Raw genomic sequence first — 20,819 nt, 5'->3', positions numbered from 1 at the left:
TTGAATAAAAAATATAAATTATTATGGGGAAGAGAAAAATAGGTGGAGTTATAGTAAGTGATTTTAATCACACCAATTATGGTTCGTGTTTGCAAGCTTATGCTACATTGCAAATCGTGAAAGGGTTTGGATATGATTTGACTTTTATTAAGTATAAAAAACAACGTTCAATATGGGATTGGCTCAAAATAGCACCAGGATTAATGCTTAGTGGAGGATTTGAATTACTGGAGAATAAAAGACGATTTAAGAGTGATTGTCGGAAATATCCAGATTATTTACCCAATCAACAAGTTCGTCGGGATGCAACTAATTCTTTTAAGCAAAAAGAGTTTCTACCTTATTTCCGAGAATATAAAGGATACAAGGCCTTGTGTGAAGGTTCAAAAGAGTTTGATGCTATATTTGTAGGAAGTGATCAGGTGTGGCGACCATTTGGCTTCTATAGCAACTATTGGAATTTGAATTTTGTGGATGATAATGTGCCTAAGTTTTCTTATGCTGCCAGTTATGGTGTATCTAAAATTCCTGCGATTCAATGTACAGGGACAAAACATTATTTAGAGCGCTTGGATATGATTTCAGTGCGTGAAGTAAAAGCAAAAGAGATAGTAGATTCTTATTCTTGTAAAAAAGCAGAAGTTGTTGCAGATCCGACTATGCTATTGACAAGTACTCAGTGGCTAGACTTTGCAAAGAACTCTACTAAACAAATTCCATCAGAACCATATATCTTTTGCTATTTTTTGGGCCCGCGTACTGATATTCGTGAAGAAGCATGTAGATTAGCTAAGCAAACCGGTTTAAAAACTGTAATAATGCGTCATATGGATGAATATGTCCCTGCAGATGAAACATTAGGGGATTATGCACCTTATGATATTAATGCTTGGGACTTTGTACACCTATTGAGTAATGCCGCTTATGTTTGTACTGACTCTTTTCATGGTACAGTGTTTGCTATCTTGACACATCGCAAATTCGTAACATTTTATCGTGTTAATCCTAAGGTGGGCAACTCTACTCATAGTCGCATAGATAGTTTATTGAATATGTTTGGGCTTTCAGAGAGAAAGTTTAATGGAGATGTTTTAGCGATTGAGCAAGAGATCGATTATTTGAAAGTGGATGAAATTATGGCTAAATATAGAAAAAAATCGTTGGATTTTTTTGAGAAGGCATTGAAATTAGCAGATAAGAATTATTAATAATAATGGCTATTGTTAAACAGCGCGATTCAAACCTTGAATTGCTTCGTATTGTTGCTATGAGTATGATAGTGATTTATCATATTTTCGTTCATGGCATATCGCCTGTCTATGTAGGAAGTCACTCCATATTAACTGTCTGGTATGTACCATTTATTTTTGGGGTGAATCTTTTTATTCTTATATCTGGTTATTATGGTATCCGCTTATCATGGAAATCATTCCTCTCTTTAATGTGGATAATTGTTTTTTATAAACTATTTCATTTGATAGTAGATACTACTTGTTTAGGTATTCATCATGCTTGGTGGGAATGGATAGCTAAACCATTAAGCGGTCCGGTATCTGGTGGTGGATGGTTTGTTGATATTTATATTCTGCTAATGTTAGTTTCACCTATGCTTAATAAACTTTTGAGTGGCTGCTGCAATGGTGATCTTTTAAAGTATTCTGGAATAGTACTTTTGCTAGACATGGGGTATGGATTCATATTGAATAAACATTTTGATTCATACGGATATAGTTTAATTCATTTTGTCTGTTTATATATCATTGGTTATGGATTAAAATCGTATCAAAATGTTGGTGTAAAAGATAGTTGGAAAGGATATATTTTTGTGGTAGGTTGTTTGTTGTTGGTGAACTTGTTGTTCCCTGATAATTATTGGATAGCAAAGTTAAGTAATTCGTATGCTTCTCCTTTTATTGTATTAGGGGCTATATTTTTATTTTTAGCTTTTGCACGCACTAATATTACTCATCATCCTTCTATTAATTTTGTTGCGGCCTCTATGTTTCCTGTATATCTTATTCATGAAGGAGGGAATGTCTCTAAATGGTATTATGTTACTGTTGAAGAATGGTGGACCACATTGAATATTCCAACTTTTGTACTTTATACTGCAGGATTTATTATAGCATTATTCGTTTTAACCATCGCTGTGGATCAGCTACGTAAAAAGTGTTGGTCATTGATTAGCTGTAAATTATTTAATCGTTAATTATGAAAATCTTATATATTGGAACCCCTGTTAATTATCAGCTATGGAAAGAAGGTAAGAATCCATCGCATTGGCTTTATGGGGCTTGTGAGATGGAAGAAGAAGGTCATGAAGTCATTTGGACCAAAGAGGCGGCTAAATTATGGAACGATGTGAAGCTGTTGTGTAAGTATCGTCCGGAGTTGGTATTTATTCCTAATCTGAATTTGAAGGCGCATGCGTTGCTGTTAAGCTTTTCTGTATTAGGGTTTATCCGTACCCCAATTTTTGCTTATCTGCATCATACTCCTAAGGTGACAAAAGGTTTTAAGGCATTTTTTTATCGTTTTTTGCTAAGTGGTGTGAAGCATTTGTTTTTCCTCTCTGAACTTTCTATGAAAGAGACTATTGAACGAAATTTAGTAAAAGGAGATAAGTGTTCTATGCCAGGGTGGGGGGCTGATGAGAAATTTTACAATAGAGTTACTAAAAGTGACAATGGCTTTTTTGTTTCAACAGGAAAGGAACAACGTGATTTTGACATACTGATTGAAGCTTTTAAAAGAACAGGTGCTCCGCTTAAAATTATTACTTGTAAAAGTCATGCAGGTAATAATTTTGAGAAGTTACCGGAGATATGTAAAGAGATTCCTAATATAGAAGTAGTTATTACAGAGAATTCAGGGGATGTTTATCCACAAATGATAAATGAAATGGCTAATGCTAAAGCATTAGTTTGTCCACTTCTTCAGAATAAGCTGAATTATTGTGTTGGACTTTCTACTATTGTTGATGCAGAAGGATTACGAAAGCCACTTATCATCACTCGTAATCCATATCATTCAAGAAAAAGGTTAGAACCTTTTTGTGTTGTTGAAACGGTGGATGAGTGGGTAAAAGCAATCCATGAAGTACAATCTTCTTCTGTAGAGATATTTCATTCATTGTGCAATATGAGAGAATGTTATGCAAATATGAAACCTGTGTTATTTAATAGATAAATTTTATGTTTCAGGTTATTTCTGAATGATAGTACAAAAGTTGCTCCTTTTCTAAAGTTTAGTTCTAATACAAAAGATACTTTTTTATCATTTTCTTATTAGCAGACTATAGTGAGCAGAGTCTGATATAAAATATTGTTAATTATATGGCAAAAGTATTAGTCGTTGCTACGTCTCGTAAGACACGTGGTGGCATAACGTCTGTGGTAAAGGCCCATGAGAAGGGAGAACAGTGGAATGATTATCATTGTAAATGGATTGAGACCCATATAGATAGAAATGGAAAATATAAATTGTGGTATTTTATAAAAGGCTTTGTTCAATTTCTATGGGTACTTCCAAGTTATGATTTAGTACATATTCATACTAGTGAACCACCATCTGCTTTGCGTAAATGTTTATTTATTTCGTTTGCTAAAGTTTGTAGAAAGAAAGTAATTGTTCATTTTCATGCTTTTTCACCAGATACAACTGTGAATAGTAAATATAGATGGATTTATCGTTATTTGTTTAATCGGGCTGATAGAGTGATTGTTTTATCGGAAATGTGGAAAGAATATGTTAACGATGCACTCCAACTGAATGATAAGTTGCAGGTGATCTATAATCCATGTACTACGGAAATTCTTAAAGAAAAGCATGAAAAGAAAAATATAATACTTTATGCAGGGACACTGAACATTCGTAAAGGTTATATGGATATGATTAAAGCATTCGCTTTGCTAGCTAATACTTATCCAGATTGGCTGATTGTATTTGCTGGTAATGGTGAAATAGAGCAAGGAAGGAGGCTATCTGAAGAACTTGGTGTAAATAAGCAAACGGAATTTTTAGGATGGGTAAATGGGTGTGAGAAAGATAAAGCCTTTAAGGAAGCTACAATCTTTTGTCTTCCTAGCTATGCGGAAGGATTCCCTATGGCTGTTTTAGATGCATGGGCTTATGCTCTGCCTGTTATAACAACTCCTGTGGGAGGAATACCGGATATAGCAAAAGATGGAGAAAATTTATTATTATTTAAGCCTGGAGACATAATGAGCTTGGCAAATCAGATGGAAAAGTTGATAGGTAATAAATTGTTGAGAGAAAATATCGCAAAGGAGTCCAAGCTGCTAGCGTCTACTACATTTAATCTTGAGATTATAAATAATGAAATAGCAGGTTTGTATGAACAACTGTTAAAGAAGTAATGATGCTTTGGAGCATCATATTGGATGTCTATTGTACGAAAAATATAGCCTTAATAGAATCTGTACACAAAATTGCATAAGTCTTGAATAACTTAGAGAATTGATGAAGCCGCTTTCACTGAAATGTAAGGCTATGTCAGGAAGAACTGTTGTGGAGTAACATAGCAAGATGAACAGTAGAACTTTATGAGAAATATATAATAAAGTAATTGTAGTTATATGATTAAGCTAAAAGAACTCTCTATCATGGAGAGCACAGAGCAACTAAAATTATTACCTCAAGGAAAGTTGCTAATAAACACAATTAATGCACATTCTTACAACACTGCCCTGAAGGATCCACTCTTTGCCAATGCATTGATGAAGGGAGATGCACTTATCCCTGACGGAGCAAGTATTGTGAAGGTTTGTAAATGGCTAAAGACGCAAAGCCAACCGCGGGAACGAATAGCTGGTTGGGATCTCTTCATTCTTGAGATGAATCGCCTTAATGAGAAAGGAGGGCGATGTATGTTTATGGGTAGCTCGGAGAATGTTCTGGCATTGATTAAACAACGGGCAGCAGTGGACTATCCGAACTTGGAAGTGGTGACTTATTCACCTCCTTATAAACCGGAATTTTCACAAGAAGATAATGCGGCTATTGTGGCGGCTATTAATGAGGCAAATCCAGATCTTTTATGGATTGGCATGACGGCTCCCAAACAAGAGAAATGGATTTACAGCAATTGGCAAAAATTGAACATTCATTGTCATGTGGGTACTGTAGGGGCGGTGTTTGACTTTTACGCAGGTACTACCGAACGGGCTCCATTATGGTGGCAACAACATTCGTTGGAATGGTTTTATCGACTGCTAAAAGAGCCTAAACGAATGTGGCGTAGATACTTGATTGGTAATGTACTGTTCTTATGGAATATTTGTAAAGAGATATAGATTATATAATGACATGAAAGGTATTGTTTTAGCTGGTGGCAGCGGTACACGTTTGTATCCTATTACCAAAGGGATTAGCAAACAACTAATTCCGATTTTTGATAAACCGATGATTTATTATCCCATTTCGGTTTTGATGTTAGCGGGTATTCGTGAAATATTGATTATATCTACTCCACATGACTTGCTGGGATTTAAACGTTTGTTAGGTAATGGTAGTGACTATGGTGTGAGGTTTGAGTATGCAGAACAACCGTCACCTGATGGATTGGCGCAGGCTTTTATTATTGGTGAGGATTTTATTGGCAGTGATTCGGTCTGTTTGGTACTAGGTGATAACATCTTTCATGGCAATGGTTTTAGTAGCATGTTGAAGGAGGCGGTGTACATGGCAGAAAAGGAGCGGAAAGCTACCGTGTTTGGCTATTGGGTAAGTGATCCGGAACGCTATGGGGTTGCGGAGTTTGATGATAAAGGTAATTGCCTAAGCATTGAGGAAAAACCTGCACAGCCAAAATCAAACTATGCGGTAGTAGGGCTTTATTTCTATCCTAATAGGGTGGTAGATGTAGCGAAGCACATCAAACCATCAGTCCGTGGGGAATTGGAGATAACCACTGTGAATCAGCGATTTTTGGAGGATAGTGAGTTGAAAGTACAGACACTGGGACGTGGCTTTGCTTGGTTGGATACGGGTACACACGACTCATTGAGTGAAGCATCGACCTTTATTGAGGTGATTGAGAAACGACAGGGACTGAAAGTGGCTTGTCTGGAAGGTATAGCTTTTAGACAAGGATGGATTGATGCCGACAAGATACGTGAGTTGGCCCCACCGATGCTGAAGAATCAATATGGGCAGTATTTGTTGCAGGTGGTAGAGGAAGTGGAACGTACAGGAAAAAGTAACTTATGAGTAAAAGAAATATTATCATTACCGGTGGTGCCGGATTTATAGGCAGCCATGTGGTGCGTTTGTTTGTGAACAAGTATCCCGATTATCATATTATCAATCTGGACAAGTTGACTTATGCGGGAAATTTGGCTAATTTAAAAGATGTAGAGAATAAACCAAACTACACTTTTGTGAAAGCGGATATTTGTGACTTTGAGATGATGCTGAAAATTTTCAAACAGTATCATATAGATGGAGTCATTCATTTAGCTGCCGAAAGTCACGTGGATCGTAGCATCAGAGATCCGTTTACTTTTGCTCGTACTAATGTTCTTGGAACTCTCTCTTTATTACAAGCTGCCAGGTTAACTTGGGAGTATCTTCCGGAAGGCTATGAGGGTAAGCGCTTCTATCATATTTCAACTGATGAGGTGTATGGAGCATTGGAATTGACGCACCCGGAAGGCAAGTCTTCGGATATATCTGCACACGAAGTATATGGCGATGAGTTCTTCAAAGAGACAACAAAGTATAATCCACACTCACCCTATTCGGCTTCGAAAGCAGGTAGTGATCATTTTGTACGCGCTTTTCATGATACTTATGGTATGCCGACTATTGTGACTAACTGTTCGAACAACTATGGACCTTATCAGTTTCCCGAAAAGCTGATTCCATTGTTTATTAACAATATTCGTCATCGCAAACCGTTACCGGTATATGGTAAGGGAGAGAATGTGCGTGACTGGCTCTATGTGGTAGATCATGCAAGGGCTATAGACGTGATTTTCCATAATGGTAAGATTGCGGATACATATAACATCGGCGGCTTTAACGAGTGGAAGAACATAGACATTATTCATGTGATTATTAAGACTGTGGACCGATTACTGGGTAATCCTGAAGGGTATAGCGAGGGATTGATTACTTATGTAATGGACCGTATGGGACATGACTTACGCTATGCTATTGACTCTACGAAACTGAAGAATGAATTGGGTTGGGAGCCTAGTCTGCAGTTTGAAGAGGGGATTAAGAGAACAGTGCAGTGGTATCTGGATAATCAGCAGTGGATGGATAATATCACCAGTGGTGCCTATGAGAGCTACTACGAGGATATGTATAAGAATAGATAAGTATCTGTATGGAAGTTATTAAGACAAATATTGAAGGGGTGGTGATCATTGAACCGCGTCTTTTTAAGGATGATAGGGGGTATTTCTTCGAATCGTTTTCGCAAAGGGAGTTTGATGAAAAGGTACGTCCTATTAAGTTTGTACAGGATAATGAAAGTATGTCCTCGTATGGAGTGATGAGGGGGCTGCATTTTCAAACTATGCCTTACAGCCAAAGTAAGTTGGTACGTTGCGTAAAGGGTACAGTGCTGGATGTGGCTGTTGATATCCGCAAGGGTTCACCTACCTATGGTCAGCATGTAGCGGTAGAGTTGACAGGGGAAAATCATCGTCAATTCTTTATTCCTCGTGGCTTTGCTCATGGTTTTACAGTATTGAGTGAAATAGCAGTGTTTCAATATAAATGTGATAACTTTTATGCTCCACAGCATGATGGAGGCATCAGCATATTAGATGAATCACTTGGAATTTGTTGGAGAATTCCTACAGGCAAGGCTATCTTAAGTGAGAAGGACACTAAGCATCCACTATTGAAAGATTTTGAATCTCCATTTCTGTATGGAGAGGATTTATATAAATAGCATATAATAATAACGAAATATGTAGGTCCCTAACTTCATGCTACACACATGAATCCCCTACATTCTGCAGGTTGGGAAAAATACAGCGGTATATTCCTGATCTGTCCCCTCATATTGGCAAAATGCTGATATGTATTCTAAATATATCAACTGTCTGTGAAGATCGTTGATATATTGTTTTTTTAATAGCATGCTTATTGATTAAAGATAATATTCAGATTTCTAGTTTTGTATAATAGAAAGAATTAGAATATTTTTTATTGATTATCTATTGTGTTTTTGAAAGAAAATGCATTTCTTTGTAATATAGATAAAAGCAATTTATTATGTTGACTACTGTAGAATATTTATCTTTGCTTCGTGAGTATATGCGCAAGAATGCTGCTAAATATGGTATTTCTCGCATGGGGATATTTGGCTCCGTTGCTCGTGGTGAACAACATGAGGGTAGTGATGTCGATATTTGTGTTGAAATTGATAGACCTTCTATTTTTACTTTAGTTCATATTAAAGAAGAATTGGAAAAACTATTGAAATGCCCTGTTGATCTGGTTCGGTTGCGAAATAATATGGATGAATTATTGAGAGGGTGTATCAATAAAGATGGAATTTATGTGTAAAAGTCAGATAATAGAATCATTGCTAAAGAAAATTTTCCAAACGGTGGAAAGGATATTAGCGAACTCGGAAACTATTACTTCCCCTTCTTTTTATTTTTGACTCCATCCGGAATGGAAAGACTAGAGAGTACTTGTATGTTATTAATAGCCATCGGTGAAGGAGTGAAAGGTGTTGATAAATTAACAGATAAAAAGTTATTATCTTTCTATCCAGAGATGGATTGGAAAGGTGTAATGGGAATGAGGGATATAATCGCACATCATTATTTTGATTTAGATGCTGAAATTGTTTATGACGTGATAAAACATGATTTGCCGAAGTTAAAAGATGTGTTACAACAAATCATAGACGATTTGAAAATATCCAATCAAGCGATTGACTAAATGGTTTTTATCTCAAATTTCTAAAATACGCCCGTATCTTCCGCATAATCTTGATTCCCATCACTACGCCATCAAATACAGCCATACCGGTATTGAACGAACGCATGAGTGCATCCGCCTTGTTGGTTGCCGGAGCAAGTGGGGCAAATATTTCGCGTGTAGTAGCTGTCATGGCTTTTTTTTGAGCATGGATCTCATTTAAAAGCTTCTTTTTACGTTCGGCAATCTCTTCTAATGTAAATTTCTGCGGGGTCTGCGCATTCATAATTTATTTATTTGAATCAGTTAAAAATAAATTAGCGAGGAAGTTCACCATCGGAGAAATGATGAGCTGCTTGCGGAAAATAATAACCAGGGCGATGAGAACAACATTGATGCCTGCTATGATGGCGAAACTCGACATCAGACCGCCCACTAAAGGCTCCAATATATAAGCAAGAGCAAAAAGCAGATAAAACAGGGCAACCATGCCAAGGATAATAAGTACTAATATCATAATTAACGTGGAAAAAAGTATGGTTAACTTCTCCGTCAATTCTAATTTGGTATATTCTTTTTGAAGCTCCAGATATTTCTTGAACTCGAAAAACAACTGCTGAAAATTCTCAATACTTTTATCGTCTGCAAACATGGTCGCTCTGTTTTTAGTCTTTGGTTACTCACTTATTCTGCTATTTCTCCCTTCATCTCGGCAGCGATCTCATCAACGAGAGTTTCCATTTCGCTGCGATTCAGCTTGATTCCCTTTTTACGAAGAATCTCTGCGATTTTGTGACGGGTGTCTTCTCCTTTTTCAGGAGCAAATAAAATACCAAGGGCTGCGCCTACGGCTGCACCACCCAGAAAAGCTGCTAAAACATTCAATCCTTTCATAATGTATAATGTTTAAAATGATTATGATACAACAAATATAACATTTTTATGAAAAGGTTGTTCGTGAAAACTGAATTTTTTTGCTACGTTTTATAATTCTTTTTTTCTTTTATGGTTTAATCTTATTTAACTGACTTTCGTAGCTAACCTTTGAAGGTTAAGGCGTACTTTTGTTTTCGAATATTGTAAATCAAAACATAATGGAAGCTAAGATTGTTTTTATAACCGGCGCCAGTAGCGGAATTGGTGAGGGTTGTGCCCGTAAATTTGCGAGGGAGGGATGGAATCTGATTCTGAATGCCCGTACCGTATCGAAACTGGAAGAACTGAAAGCTGAACTGGAAGGGGCGTATGGTGTCCGGGTTTATATATTGCCTTTTGATGTGCGCGACCGGAAATTGGCTGCCGCCTCTTTGGAATCATTACCCGAAGAATGGAAGGCGATTGATGTGTTGGTGAACAACGCCGGACTGGTGATCGGTGTGGATAAGGAATTCGAGGGTAGCCTGGATGAATGGGATATCATGATCGATACGAATATAAGGGGACTGTTGGCTATGACGCGTTTGGTGGTGCCCGGTATGGTGGAACGCGGACGCGGACATATTATTAATATAGGATCTATTGCGGGGGATGCCGCTTATCCGGGCGGAAGTGTGTATTGCGCAACGAAAGCTGCCGTGAAGGCTCTTTCGGACGGACTCCGGATTGATCTGGTGGATACTCCATTGAGAGTGACGAATGTCAAACCGGGAATGGTGGAGACAAACTTTACAGTGGTGCGTTATCGGGGAGATAAGGAAGCTGCCGATAATTTTTATAAAGGGATTCGTCCGTTGACGGGAGATGACATTGCAGAAACGGTTTATTTTGCCGCGTCGGCTCCTGCACATATTCAGATTGCGGAGGTACTTTTGATGCCTACTTATCAGGCAACAGGCACTATTTCGTATAAGAAGAAGCCGGAATAGACGTTTTTTTGACGGATTTCTTTGCCGGATGATAAAATTTCTATTATTTTGTTGCCCGAAACTAAATATAATAGACGAGAATATTGAATTATTAATTAAAACAGAGTATAGGATTATGAAAAAATTAGTCGTATTAGGAATGGGAGTATGCTTGGTGCTAGCATTTGCATCTTGTAAATCCAGCGAAAGTGCCTATAAGAAAGCTTACGAAAAAGCAAAACAGCAAGAATTGGCAGAACCGCAGGTGGAAGCTCCGGTAGAGGTTACTCCGGTGGTTGCAGCTCCTGTGACAACTACTAAAGTGGCAGATACATCCGGCGTTCGTCAGGAAAAGGTTACAGTGGTTTCCGGTAACGAAGGATTGAAAGATTATAGCGTTGTAGCAGGTAGCTTTGGTGTGAAAGCGAATGCTGAAGGCCTGAAAGATTGGTTGGACGGACAGGGATATCACTCTACGATTGCATTTAATGCTGATAAGGCAATGTATCGTGTGATTGTGAACTCTTTTGCTGACAAGACTGCTGCTGCTGAAGCTCGCGATGCATTCAAGGCTAAATACCCGAACCGTTCGGATTTCCAGGGTGCTTGGTTGCTGTATCGTGTATATTGATTTCTTTTTGGTAATATATATTGGAAAGAACGAACGTTTTTTTCCGAATAAGAAGGCGGTAACTGGGAAGTTACTGCTTTTTTATTGAAAATGAGTGGCTTTTTCGTTTAGATATTTTTATCTTTCTACTAAAAGAAGTTATAAATCATAGTGGGGAAACTTTTATAGCAAAGAAAGTTTTTACTTTTGTCAACTCTTAATTTGGAGGATGTTTTGCCTGAATGTGAATAGGGCATTAATTTAGAGATTGAATGGAACAAAAATATGTAATGGCTGCTATCGACGCGGCTCTAAAAGCAGGTGGAAAGATTCTTTCTATTTATAATGATCCGGCATCGGACTTTGAAATAGAGAGGAAAGCTGACAACTCTCCGCTAACTATAGCAGACAGAAAAGCGCATGAAGCGATTGTGGCTATTCTGAACGATACTCCTTTTCCTGTTCTTAGTGAAGAAGGGAAGCATTTAGGGTATGAGATCCGTCGAGGATGGGATACTTTATGGATTGTAGATCCGCTGGATGGAACGAAGGAGTTTATTAAGCGCAATGGAGAATTTACGGTAAATATCGCTTTGGTGCAGAACTCTGTACCTGTATTCGGTGTTATTTATGTGCCTGTTAAAAAAGAACTTTATTTCGGGATCGAAGGTGTAGGGGCTTATAAATGTTCCGGTATTGTCAGTTTGGAAGATGACGGCGTGGCATTGGAACAACTGATTGGGAAGTCGGAACAGATACCTTTGAAAGAGGTGCACGATCATCTGATCGTGGTTGCTTCCCGTTCGCACCTGTCGCCTGAAACGGAATCATATATTGCAGATTTGAAGAAGAAACACGGCAGTGTGGAGTTGATTTCGAGCGGAAGTTCAATTAAAATCTGTCTGGTTGCTGAAGGTAAGGCTGATGTATATCCGCGTTTCGCTCCGACGATGGAGTGGGATACGGCTGCCGGGCATGCGATAGCCCGTGCTGCAGGGATGGAAGTATATCAGGCTGGAAAGGAAGAACCTCTACGATATAATAAGGAGGATTTATTGAATCCGTGGTTTATCGTTGAGCCAAAAAGAGAACACTAAATAATGTTTATATGACATTTGAAATTGTATTTGTACTATTATCCCTATTAGGAATGGTAGCGGCTTTGATAGCAGATAAGATGCGTCCGGGCATGATACTTTTTTCGGTAGTGGTTTTGTTTCTGTGTGCCGGCATTCTGACTCCTAAGGAGATGTTGGAAGGGTTTAGTAATAAAGGGATGATTACCGTTGCTCTGCTGTTTCTGGTGAGTGAGGGTATTCGTCAGTCGGGCACATTGGGACAAGTGATTAAGAAGTTGCTTCCGCAAGGAAAGACGACAGTATTTAAGGCACAGTTGCGTATATTACCTTCGGTGGCATTTATTTCTGCCTTTCTGAATAATACGCCTGTTGTGGTTATTTTTGCCCCGATTATCAAGCATTGGGCTAAGTCGGTGAATCTTCCGGCTACGAAGTTTCTGATTCCTCTTTCTTATGTGACTATTTTAGGAGGTATCTGTACCTTGATCGGTACTTCTACCAATCTGGTGGTGCACGGTATGATATTGGAGGCCGGATTTGAAGGCTTTTCTATGTTCGAGCTCGGAAAGGTGGGTATTTTTATAGCTATTGCCGGAATCATTTATATATTTCTTTTCTCCAAACGTCTTTTGCCGGATGCACGTCCGGATACGGCTGTGCCGGATGAAGAAGTAGAAGAAGGGGAGAAGTTGCATCGGGTAGAGGCTGTTTTGGGTGCCCGTTTTCCCGGTATCAATAAAAAACTGAAGGATTTTAATTTCCAGCGTCATTACGGTGCGGAGGTAAAAGAGATTAAAACACGTAACGGACAACGTTTTGTGTCGAATCTGGAGGAAGTGGTACTTCACGAAGGGGATACATTGGTGGTGATGGCGGATGATACGTTTATTCCGACATGGGGGGAATCTTCTGTGTTTGTCTTGTTGACGAATGGGAATGAGCCGGATACTACCGGGAAGAAGAAGCGTTGGTTTGCTTTGTTGTTGCTGGTGCTGATGATTGTGGGTGCAACGGTAGGGGAGCTTCCGGTAACGAAGGAGATGTTTCCGGATATCAAGTTGGATATGTTTTTCTTTGTGTCTATTACTACTATTATTATGGCATGGACGAATCTGTTCCCTGCCCGTAAATATACTAAATATATTTCGTGGGATATTCTGATTACGATTGCCTGTGCCTTTGCTATCAGTAAGGCGATGGTGAACTCCGGCGTGGCGGATAGCGTTGCGAAGTTTATTATCGGATTGAGTGATGATTACGGCCCGCATGTGTTGCTTGCAATGGTATTTATTATCACGAACTTGTTTACGGAATTGATTACTAATAATGCGGCAGCGGCTTTGGCTTTCCCGCTGGCATTGTCGATTGCTTCACAATTGGGAGTAAGTCCGACGCCCTTCTTTGTGGTGATTTGTATGGCTGCATCTGCCAGCTTCTCAACGCCTATCGGTTATCAAACGAATCTGATTGTGCAAGGTATCGGTAACTATAAGTTTACGGATTTTGTACGTATCGGTTTGCCGCTTAATATTATAACTTTCTTAATATCTATTATCCTGATCCCATTGATCTGGAACTTTTAATAAATAAATCTGTAAATGGAAGAAAAGAACCATATATATCCGATATTTGACCGCATGATGACGCGGCAGGATAAAGAAGAACTTTTAGGGCAACACAGTGTGATGATCTGGTTTACCGGATTGAGCGGCTCCGGAAAGAGCACGATTGCTATTGCATTGGAACGTGAACTCCATAAGCGCGGATTGCTTTGCCGTATCTTGGATGGGGATAATATCCGTAGTGGAATTAATAATAACCTGGGATTCTCCGAAACGGACCGGGTGGAAAATATTCGTCGTATAGCTGAAGTGTCTAAGCTGTTTCTGGATAGTGGCATCATTACGATTGCTGCATTTATCAGCCCTAATAATGATATTCGCGAAATGGCTGCGAATATTATCGGTAAGGATGATTTTCTGGAGGTTTTCGTTAGCACTCCGTTGGAGGAGTGTGAGAAACGTGATGTGAAAGGCTTATATGCGAAGGCACGGAAAGGGGAGATTCAGAATTTTACAGGAATTTCCGCACCATTCGAGGTTCCGGAACATCCGGCTTTGTCACTGGATACTTCCAAATTGACTTTGGAGGAATCGGTGAACCGTTTGTTGGAGCTTGTTTTGCCAAAAGTGAAGAGTATAAAATGAAGAATGAGGAATTAGGGATGAAGAATTAGTATGCGGTTATCAGCAAATTCATAATTCGTAATTCATAATTTTAAAAATAATGGAAGAATATAAATTAAGCCACTTGAAGGAACTCGAAGCCGAGTCTATTCATATCATCCGCGAGGTGGCGGCGGAATTTGAGAATCCGGTGATGCTTTACAGTATCGGAAAGGATTCTTCGGTGATGGTACGCTTGGCTGAAAAAGCGTTTTATCCGGGTAAAGTGCCATTCCCATTGATGCACATCGACTCGAAATGGAAATTCAAGGAGATGATTCAGTTCCGTGATGAATATGCGAAGAAGTACGGATGGAATCTGATCGTGGAAAGTAATATGGAGGCTTTTCATGCAGGGGTAGGACCTTTTACGCATGGAAGTAAAGTGCATACAGACTTGATGAAGACGCAGGCATTGCTTCATGCGCTGGATAAATATAAGTTTGATGCTGCATTTGGTGGGGCCCGCCGCGATGAGGAAAAGTCACGCGCGAAGGAACGTATTTTCTCTTTCCGGGATAAATTTCATCAATGGGACCCGAAAAATCAGCGTCCTGAATTGTGGGATATTTATAATGCCCGTGTGCACAAGGGGGAGAGTATCCGTGTATTCCCGATTAGTAACTGGACAGAGTTGGATATCTGGCAGTATATTCGTCTGGAGAATATTCCGATTGTTCCGCTTTATTATGCTAAGGAACGTCCGGTGATTAATTTGGATGGTAATATTATTATGGCAGATGATGAGCGTTTGCCTGAAAAGTACCGGGATCAGATTGAAATGAAGATGGTGCGTTTCCGTACGTTGGGCTGCTGGCCTCTGACTGGGGCAGTGGAAAGCGGAGCTGCTACAATCGAAGAGATTGTGGAAGAAATGATGACTACCACCAAGAGTGAACGTACTACCCGTGTGATTGACTTTGACCAGGAGGGTAGTATGGAACAAAAGAAACGTGAAGGATACTTTTAATTGTAACTAGTAATGGCAGATAATAAATTAGATATAAAAGCTTTTCTGGATAAGGATGAACAGAAAGACTTATTGAGACTGTTGACTGCGGGTTCGGTGGATGACGGAAAATCAACATTGATCGGACGCTTGTTGTTTGACAGTAAGAAATTGTATGAGGATCAACTGGATGCACTGGAACGTGATAGTAAACGTGTAGGAAATGCAGGTGAGCATATTGACTATGCGTTATTGCTGGATGGTTTGAAGGCTGAACGTGAACAGGGAATTACAATTGATGTGGCTTATCGCTATTTTTCTACTAATGGCCGTAAGTTTATCATCGCGGATACTCCGGGACACGAACAGTACACCCGTAACATGATTACCGGCGGATCTACGGCTAACCTGGCTATCATTTTGGTGGATGCCCGCACGGGAGTGATTACCCAGACTCGTCGTCACACTTTTCTGGTGTCTTTGCTGGGGATCAAGCATGTGGTATTGGCTGTCAACAAGATGGACTTGGTGGACTTCTCGGAAGAGCGTTTTAATGAGATTGTGGCTGACTATAAGAAGTTTGTTACTCCGTTGGGTATTCCGGACGTAAACTGTATTCCTCTTTCTGCATTGGATGGGGATAATGTGGTGGATAAGTCTGAACGTACTCCGTGGTACAAGGGGATTTCTTTGCTCGATTTCCTTGAAACGGTTCATATCGACAATGACCACAACTTTACGGATTTCCGTTTCCCGGTTCAATATGTGCTTCGTCCGAATTTGGACTTCAGAGGATTCTGCGGTAAAGTGGCATCGGGGATTGTTCGCAAAGGCGATACAGTGATGGCACTTCCTTCCGGAAAAACTTCTAAGGTGAAGAGCATCGTGACTTATGACGGAGAGTTGGATTATGCCTTCCCACCGCAGTCTGTGACTTTGACGCTGGAAGATGAAATTGACGTGTCACGTGGTGAAATGTTGGTGCATCCTGACAATCTGCCGACTGTGGATCGTAATTTTGAAGCGATGATGGTTTGGATGGATGAAGAACCGATGGATATTAATAAATCGTTCTTTATTAAACAGACTACCAATTTGAGCCGTACGCGCATCGATACAATAAAGTACAAGGTGGATGTGAATACAATGGAACATCTGTCTCTGGAGAATGGCCAGTTGACCAAAGAGACTTTGCCTTTGCAATTGAATCAGATTGCCCGCGTGGTATTGACTACGGCTAAAGAGCTGTTCTTTGATCCTTATAAGAAAAATAAATCGTGCGGTTCCTTTATCTTGATCGATCCGATCACCAATAATACTTCTGCGGTAGGTATGATTATTGACCGGGTGGAAATGAAAGATATGAGTGACACGGAAGATGTGCCGGTATTGGATATGACGAAGCTGGGAATTGCTCCGGAGCATTATGAAGCGGTAGAAAAAGCAGTGAAGGAGTTGGAACGCCAGGGCTTGGCCGTACGACTAATAAAATAGATTGTTAAACAATAATTTGGAAGTTGGAAATGATGGCTTTACTGTCATTTCTAATTTTCGATTTTTAATTTTTAATTAATAAAGTGGGATTACTCGAATTTAATAAACTTCCGATTAATACATTGGTAGGTGCCGACTGGAAGACATTCAAGGCTATTACTGCCGGTCGTGAAATTGATGCAGCCTACAAGGGGAAATATCGATTGACCAAGGCTGTGTGTCGCTTGCTTTCTCCATTGGCGTCATTGCAGGACAAGCGTTACGAGAAACTGCTCGCTAATCAGCCGTTGGAGCATGACCCGGTATTTATCCTGGGACACTGGCGAAGCGGAACTACGTTTGTACATAATGTATTCTCTTGTGATAAGCATTTTGGGTATAATACTACTTATCAGACTGTATTTCCTCATCTGATGATGTGGGGACAACCTTTCTTCAAAAAGAATATGAGTTGGCTGATGCCGGATAAGCGTCCGACAGATAATATGGAACTGGCAGTGGATCTTCCCCAGGAAGAGGAGTTTGCTTTGTCGAACATGATGCCTTATACCTATTATAATTTCTGGTTTCTGCCGAAGTATCAGCAGGAGTACGCTGATAAATATCTTTTGTTTGATGACATAACGGATGCCGAATTGAAGGTGTTTGAAGAGGTGTTCACTAAATTGATTAAGATTTCTTTGTGGAATACTCACGGTACTCAATTTCTTAGTAAGAACCCTCCGCATACCGGAAGGGTGAAGGAATTGGTGAAAATGTTCCCGAATGCTAAGTTTATCTACCTGGTGCGTAACCCGTATACTGTATTCGAATCTACACGCAGTTTCTTTACAAATACGATTCAACCGTTGAAGTTGCAGGATGTTAGCAATGAACAATTGGAGGAAAATATCCTTTCTATCTATGCAAAGCTTTATCATAAGTATGAATCGGATAAGAAGTTTATTCCGGAAGGTAACCTGATGGAAGTGAAATTTGAAGATTTCGAAGCGGATGCGATGGGTATGACGGAAACTATTTATAAGTCTCTTTCTATCCCCGGATTTGCTGAAGCACGTAGCGATATAGAAAAATACGTGGGCGGAAAGAAGGGATATAAGAAGAATAAATATAAATATGACGACCGTACGATTCAATTGGTAGAAAAGAACTGGGATTTTGCTTTGAAACAATGGGATTATAAATTATAAGAAGAAAAAGAAAGGAAAAGTATTGATGATTCAGAAAAGCATTCATCGCCTGTTGATGACAGGTTTCGTTGCATTTATTTCTTCCTTGTCTTTGATGGCGCAACATAAAGTTGAGGTAGTTCCTTTCGGGGACATGGATCAATGGGTGGACCGTCAGATAAAGGAGTCGAGCATTATTGGCGGGAATACTAAGAATGTATATGCGATAGGGCCGACGTCGGTGATCAAGGGAGATCAGGTTTATAAGAATATGGGCGGATCGCCTTGGGCTACTTCGAATGTGATGGCGAAAGTGGCCGGTATTACGAAAACTAATACTTCGGTCTTTCCGGAGAAGCGGGGAGATGGATACTGTGCCCGTTTGGATACACGCATGGAAAGTGTGAAAGTGCTAGGATTGGTTAATATTACAGTGTTGGCGGCAGGTTCTATCTTTACCGGTTCGGTGCATGAGCCGATTAAGGGCACTAAAAATCCGCAGAAAATGTTGCAGACGGGTATTCCGTTTACAAAAAAACCGGTTGCTCTTCAGTTTGATTACAAGGTGAAGATGTCTGACCGGGAGAATCGTATTCGTGCTACCGGTTTCAGTAAGATTACGGATGTGCCCGGAAAAGATTATCCGGCAGCTATCCTGTTGCTGCAAAAACGTTGGGAAGATGCCAATGGAAATGTGTATGCGAAACGGATAGGGACAATGGTGACTTATTATTATCACTCTACGGACTGGAAAAATAATGTAACTTATGAGATTATGTATGGTGATATAACGAATCGTCCGGAATACAAGGCGCACATGATGCGTCTGCAAGCAACCGAAAGTTATACGGTGAACAGCAAGGGTGAAAGCGTGCCTATCCACGAAGTGGCCTGGGGAGATGAAAATGATGTTCCGACTCATATGTATATTCAATTCACATCCAGTCATGGAGGAGCTTATATCGGTTCTCCGGGAAATACATTATGGGTTGACAATGTAAAACTGGTATATTAACAAAGTATATAGACAAAGAAGAAAAATAGTCAGTGATATTATTTATCATTGACTATTTTTTTTGTTTTAATTCTTTTGTCACAAACCCTTTCAGATGCCTTCTGGAGTTATCTAAGACTTTTATCGCTCTATAAAAATCTATGAATGAATGAAAATTTACGTGTTTTTTTGTTTGTGTTATATTAAATATCTATATTTGCACTAAATTTAGAAAGAAGAATGACGTTTATTGTCTCTTAGTCAGGTGTAGAACATTTGGGTTGTGTATCTATCCTGTAAGACAATTGAAATATATTATTTACTAAAATAAATTGAGATGAAAAAGGGTTTATTGTTTATTTTATTGGCAGCAGCATCTGTATGTTTGCCTGCACAAGAAAAAGAAAATGCAGCAAAGAGTTATAGAGTGGAAACTAACCGCTTTGGTGCTAACTGGTTTATTAGTGGTGGCGTTGGCGCACAAATGTATTTTGGCGACAATGATGGTAAAGCCGACTTCGGAAAACGTCTTGCTCCGGCACTTGACATTGCTGTAGGTAAGTGGTTTACTCCAGGTATCGGATTACGCGTGGCTTACAACGGTCTTCAGGCTAAAGGTGCTACTCCTTATGCTAACGGTCCGCTTGTAGACGGAGGACAGTACTCTAATGGTTACTACAAAGAAAAATGGAATGTTGTTAACCTTCACGGAGACGTATTGTTGAACCTTACCAATATGTTCTGTGGTTATAAAGAAGATCGTCTGTACTCATTCATTCCTTATGTAGGTGCTGGATTCGTACACACAGGTAAAGGTCCGGGTTATGATGAACTGGGTATCAATGCCGGTTTGATCAACCGCTTCCGTCTCTCTTCAGCTTTGGATCTTAACGTTGAATTGCGTGGACTTTTGATGAAAGGCGCATTTGGTAACTCAGGTCCTGAAGGATTGGCTGGTCTGACTGTAGGTGTTACTTACAAGTTCAAGAAACGTGGTTGGGATGCTGTTCCTACTGTACCGATGGTTCCGGAAAGTCAGTTGAACGACATGAGAGACAGAGTAAACGCTCTGAAGGGTGAAAACGAATCTTTGAAACGTGACTTGGTTGAAGCACGTAACAAAAAACCGGAAGTGATCGTTAAGAAAGAAGCTGGTTTCATTCCACGTTATGTTGTTGTATTTAATATCGGAAAGAGCAACATCAGCAAGAGAGAGTATATGAATATCGAAGCTATGGCTAAAGGTATCAAAGCAACTGATAAAGTATTTACTGTAACAGGTTATGCTGATAAAGGTACTGGTTCTGCTGAATATAACATGAAATTGAGTAAGAAGAGAGCTGAAGCAGTTCGTGACCTGATGGTTAATGAATTCGGTGTTCCTGCTTCTCAGTTGAAAGTTGATTACAAGGGTGGCGTAGGCAACATGTTCTATGATGATGCTAAGTTAAGCCGTGTAGCTATTGTTGAAGAATAATATACATTTTAAATAATAGAATAAAAGAGACGTTTCCTTTCACAGGAAGCGTCTTTTTTGTATTTTTG

General features: G+C 39.6%; 23 protein-coding genes. 20 read left to right on the top strand and 3 right to left on the bottom strand.

Translation table 11 applies throughout. The annotated features are described in order from the left end of the window. Positions 1–23: 23 nt before the first annotated feature. The 10 genes from HMPREF9009_RS19145 to HMPREF9009_RS19100 all read left to right on the top strand — a co-directional run bounded on the left by HMPREF9009_RS19145 (position 24) and on the right by HMPREF9009_RS19100 (position 8,931). Entirely contained in the window at positions 24–1,208 is a 1,185-nt protein-coding gene (locus HMPREF9009_RS19145) for a polysaccharide pyruvyl transferase family protein (protein WP_049703008.1), read from the top strand. A 5-nt stretch (positions 1,209–1,213) separates the two neighbouring features. Then, positions 1,214–2,209, top strand: coding sequence for an acyltransferase family protein (locus tag HMPREF9009_RS19140; RefSeq protein WP_049703007.1), 996 nt, complete (start codon positions 1,214–1,216; stop codon positions 2,207–2,209). A gap of 2 nt (positions 2,210–2,211) precedes the next feature. Beyond that, positions 2,212–3,189, top strand: a complete 978-nt coding sequence (locus HMPREF9009_RS19135) for a hypothetical protein (RefSeq protein ID WP_049703006.1) — start codon at positions 2,212–2,214, stop codon at positions 3,187–3,189. A gap of 146 nt (positions 3,190–3,335) precedes the next feature. Then, on the top strand, positions 3,336–4,379 hold the full coding sequence (locus tag HMPREF9009_RS19130; RefSeq protein ID WP_049703005.1) for a glycosyltransferase family 4 protein: 1,044 nt from the start codon (positions 3,336–3,338) through the stop codon (positions 4,377–4,379). Positions 4,380–4,598: 219 nt separating this feature from the next. Further along, positions 4,599–5,315 (top strand): WecB/TagA/CpsF family glycosyltransferase, encoded by a 717-nt coding sequence (locus HMPREF9009_RS19125; protein ID WP_049703004.1) that lies wholly within the window; start codon positions 4,599–4,601, stop codon positions 5,313–5,315. A 13-nt stretch (positions 5,316–5,328) separates the two neighbouring features. Beyond that, positions 5,329–6,231: a glucose-1-phosphate thymidylyltransferase RfbA gene (rfbA, locus tag HMPREF9009_RS19120; RefSeq protein ID WP_049703003.1), complete on the top strand. Its 903-nt coding sequence runs from the start codon at positions 5,329–5,331 to the stop codon at positions 6,229–6,231. Further along, positions 6,228–7,346: a dTDP-glucose 4,6-dehydratase gene (locus tag HMPREF9009_RS19115; protein ID WP_049703002.1), complete on the top strand. Its 1,119-nt coding sequence runs from the start codon at positions 6,228–6,230 to the stop codon at positions 7,344–7,346. The genes rfbA and HMPREF9009_RS19115 overlap by 4 nt, the downstream gene beginning before the upstream one ends. A gap of 8 nt (positions 7,347–7,354) precedes the next feature. Beyond that, a complete protein-coding gene (gene rfbC / locus HMPREF9009_RS19110) occupies positions 7,355–7,927 on the top strand; it encodes a dTDP-4-dehydrorhamnose 3,5-epimerase (protein WP_049703001.1) in 573 nt (190 codons plus the stop codon). Between the two features lie 326 nt (positions 7,928–8,253). Continuing rightward, positions 8,254–8,547 (top strand): nucleotidyltransferase family protein, encoded by a 294-nt coding sequence (locus HMPREF9009_RS19105; RefSeq protein ID WP_004311443.1) that lies wholly within the window; start codon positions 8,254–8,256, stop codon positions 8,545–8,547. 111 nt (positions 8,548–8,658) lie between these two features. Further along, a complete protein-coding gene (locus HMPREF9009_RS19100; RefSeq protein ID WP_224262792.1) occupies positions 8,659–8,931 on the top strand; it encodes a HepT-like ribonuclease domain-containing protein in 273 nt (90 codons plus the stop codon). A 7-nt stretch (positions 8,932–8,938) separates the two neighbouring features. Here HMPREF9009_RS19100 and HMPREF9009_RS19095 read toward each other — a convergent pair whose 3' ends face one another. Genes HMPREF9009_RS19095 through HMPREF9009_RS19085 form a run of 3 tightly spaced genes read right to left on the bottom strand, consistent with a single transcriptional unit; the run spans position 8,939 to position 9,804 of the window. Next, positions 8,939–9,196: a hypothetical protein gene (locus HMPREF9009_RS19095; protein ID WP_004297510.1), complete on the bottom strand. Its 258-nt coding sequence runs from the start codon at positions 9,194–9,196 to the stop codon at positions 8,939–8,941. Between the two features lie 3 nt (positions 9,197–9,199). Beyond that, the gene (locus tag HMPREF9009_RS19090; RefSeq protein WP_004297511.1) at positions 9,200–9,562 is read right to left on the bottom strand and encodes a phage holin family protein; all 363 of its coding nucleotides are present in this window, start codon (positions 9,560–9,562) and stop codon (positions 9,200–9,202) included. Between the two features lie 32 nt (positions 9,563–9,594). Next, positions 9,595–9,804, bottom strand: coding sequence for a YtxH domain-containing protein (locus HMPREF9009_RS19085; protein ID WP_004297513.1), 210 nt, complete (start codon positions 9,802–9,804; stop codon positions 9,595–9,597). 200 nt (positions 9,805–10,004) lie between these two features. Here HMPREF9009_RS19085 and HMPREF9009_RS19080 point away from each other — a divergent pair, with 200 nt between their 5' ends. From HMPREF9009_RS19080 to HMPREF9009_RS19035, 10 genes are all read left to right on the top strand, one after another. After that, entirely contained in the window at positions 10,005–10,775 is a 771-nt protein-coding gene (locus HMPREF9009_RS19080) for an SDR family oxidoreductase (RefSeq protein WP_004307255.1), read from the top strand. A gap of 115 nt (positions 10,776–10,890) precedes the next feature. Next, a complete protein-coding gene (locus HMPREF9009_RS19075) occupies positions 10,891–11,385 on the top strand; it encodes an SPOR domain-containing protein (protein WP_004311445.1) in 495 nt (164 codons plus the stop codon). A 251-nt stretch (positions 11,386–11,636) separates the two neighbouring features. Further along, a complete protein-coding gene (cysQ, locus tag HMPREF9009_RS19070; protein WP_008644080.1) occupies positions 11,637–12,461 on the top strand; it encodes a 3'(2'),5'-bisphosphate nucleotidase CysQ in 825 nt (274 codons plus the stop codon). Between the two features lie 11 nt (positions 12,462–12,472). After that, positions 12,473–14,026 (top strand): SLC13 family permease, encoded by a 1,554-nt coding sequence (locus HMPREF9009_RS19065; RefSeq protein WP_049703000.1) that lies wholly within the window; start codon positions 12,473–12,475, stop codon positions 14,024–14,026. A gap of 15 nt (positions 14,027–14,041) precedes the next feature. Further along, positions 14,042–14,650: an adenylyl-sulfate kinase gene (cysC, locus tag HMPREF9009_RS19060; RefSeq protein ID WP_015531641.1), complete on the top strand. Its 609-nt coding sequence runs from the start codon at positions 14,042–14,044 to the stop codon at positions 14,648–14,650. 76 nt (positions 14,651–14,726) lie between these two features. Further along, complete coding sequence (cysD, locus tag HMPREF9009_RS19055) at positions 14,727–15,638, top strand: sulfate adenylyltransferase subunit CysD (protein ID WP_181981116.1); 912 nt, start codon at positions 14,727–14,729, stop codon at positions 15,636–15,638. A 12-nt stretch (positions 15,639–15,650) separates the two neighbouring features. Further along, entirely contained in the window at positions 15,651–17,111 is a 1,461-nt protein-coding gene (gene cysN, locus HMPREF9009_RS19050) for a sulfate adenylyltransferase subunit CysN (RefSeq protein ID WP_049702999.1), read from the top strand. Between the two features lie 83 nt (positions 17,112–17,194). Then, on the top strand, positions 17,195–18,301 hold the full coding sequence (locus tag HMPREF9009_RS19045) for a sulfotransferase family protein (RefSeq protein WP_004313241.1): 1,107 nt from the start codon (positions 17,195–17,197) through the stop codon (positions 18,299–18,301). A gap of 25 nt (positions 18,302–18,326) precedes the next feature. Beyond that, the gene (locus tag HMPREF9009_RS19040) at positions 18,327–19,295 is read left to right on the top strand and encodes a PCMD domain-containing protein (protein WP_008021985.1); all 969 of its coding nucleotides are present in this window, start codon (positions 18,327–18,329) and stop codon (positions 19,293–19,295) included. A 316-nt stretch (positions 19,296–19,611) separates the two neighbouring features. Continuing rightward, positions 19,612–20,751: an OmpA family protein gene (locus tag HMPREF9009_RS19035; protein ID WP_004313243.1), complete on the top strand. Its 1,140-nt coding sequence runs from the start codon at positions 19,612–19,614 to the stop codon at positions 20,749–20,751. Positions 20,752–20,819 lie beyond the last annotated feature (68 nt).

The sequence above is a fragment of the Bacteroides sp. 3_1_13 genome (genome assembly GCF_001185845.1).
Classification (GTDB): Bacteria; Bacteroidota; Bacteroidia; order Bacteroidales; family Bacteroidaceae; genus Bacteroides; species Bacteroides xylanisolvens.
This window is presented reverse-complemented; position numbering and strand designations above follow the sequence as displayed.

Excerpts from the sequence above, each read along its gene's own strand:
- HMPREF9009_RS19145 (WP_049703008.1), top strand. The coding sequence starts at position 24 with ATGGGGAAGAGAAAAATAGGTGGAGTTATAGTAAGTGATTTTAATCAC.
- HMPREF9009_RS19140 (WP_049703007.1), top strand. The coding sequence starts at position 1,214 with ATGGCTATTGTTAAACAGCGCGATTCAAACCTTGAATTGCTTCGTATT.
- HMPREF9009_RS19135 (WP_049703006.1), top strand. The coding sequence starts at position 2,212 with ATGAAAATCTTATATATTGGAACCCCTGTTAATTATCAGCTATGGAAA.
- HMPREF9009_RS19130 (WP_049703005.1), top strand. The coding sequence starts at position 3,336 with ATGGCAAAAGTATTAGTCGTTGCTACGTCTCGTAAGACACGTGGTGGC.
- HMPREF9009_RS19125 (WP_049703004.1), top strand. The coding sequence starts at position 4,599 with ATGATTAAGCTAAAAGAACTCTCTATCATGGAGAGCACAGAGCAACTA.
- rfbA (WP_049703003.1), top strand. The coding sequence starts at position 5,329 with ATGAAAGGTATTGTTTTAGCTGGTGGCAGCGGTACACGTTTGTATCCT.
- HMPREF9009_RS19115 (WP_049703002.1), top strand. The coding sequence starts at position 6,228 with ATGAGTAAAAGAAATATTATCATTACCGGTGGTGCCGGATTTATAGGC.
- rfbC (WP_049703001.1), top strand. The coding sequence starts at position 7,355 with ATGGAAGTTATTAAGACAAATATTGAAGGGGTGGTGATCATTGAACCG.
- HMPREF9009_RS19105 (WP_004311443.1), top strand. The coding sequence starts at position 8,254 with ATGTTGACTACTGTAGAATATTTATCTTTGCTTCGTGAGTATATGCGC.
- HMPREF9009_RS19100 (WP_224262792.1), top strand. The coding sequence starts at position 8,659 with ATGGAAAGACTAGAGAGTACTTGTATGTTATTAATAGCCATCGGTGAA.
- HMPREF9009_RS19095 (WP_004297510.1), bottom strand. The coding sequence starts at position 9,196 with ATGAATGCGCAGACCCCGCAGAAATTTACATTAGAAGAGATTGCCGAA.
- HMPREF9009_RS19090 (WP_004297511.1), bottom strand. The coding sequence starts at position 9,562 with ATGTTTGCAGACGATAAAAGTATTGAGAATTTTCAGCAGTTGTTTTTC.
- HMPREF9009_RS19085 (WP_004297513.1), bottom strand. The coding sequence starts at position 9,804 with ATGAAAGGATTGAATGTTTTAGCAGCTTTTCTGGGTGGTGCAGCCGTA.
- HMPREF9009_RS19080 (WP_004307255.1), top strand. The coding sequence starts at position 10,005 with ATGGAAGCTAAGATTGTTTTTATAACCGGCGCCAGTAGCGGAATTGGT.
- HMPREF9009_RS19075 (WP_004311445.1), top strand. The coding sequence starts at position 10,891 with ATGAAAAAATTAGTCGTATTAGGAATGGGAGTATGCTTGGTGCTAGCA.
- cysQ (WP_008644080.1), top strand. The coding sequence starts at position 11,637 with ATGGAACAAAAATATGTAATGGCTGCTATCGACGCGGCTCTAAAAGCA.
- HMPREF9009_RS19065 (WP_049703000.1), top strand. The coding sequence starts at position 12,473 with ATGACATTTGAAATTGTATTTGTACTATTATCCCTATTAGGAATGGTA.
- cysC (WP_015531641.1), top strand. The coding sequence starts at position 14,042 with ATGGAAGAAAAGAACCATATATATCCGATATTTGACCGCATGATGACG.
- cysN (WP_049702999.1), top strand. The coding sequence starts at position 15,651 with ATGGCAGATAATAAATTAGATATAAAAGCTTTTCTGGATAAGGATGAA.
- HMPREF9009_RS19040 (WP_008021985.1), top strand. The coding sequence starts at position 18,327 with ATGATTCAGAAAAGCATTCATCGCCTGTTGATGACAGGTTTCGTTGCA.
- HMPREF9009_RS19035 (WP_004313243.1), top strand. The coding sequence starts at position 19,612 with ATGAAAAAGGGTTTATTGTTTATTTTATTGGCAGCAGCATCTGTATGT.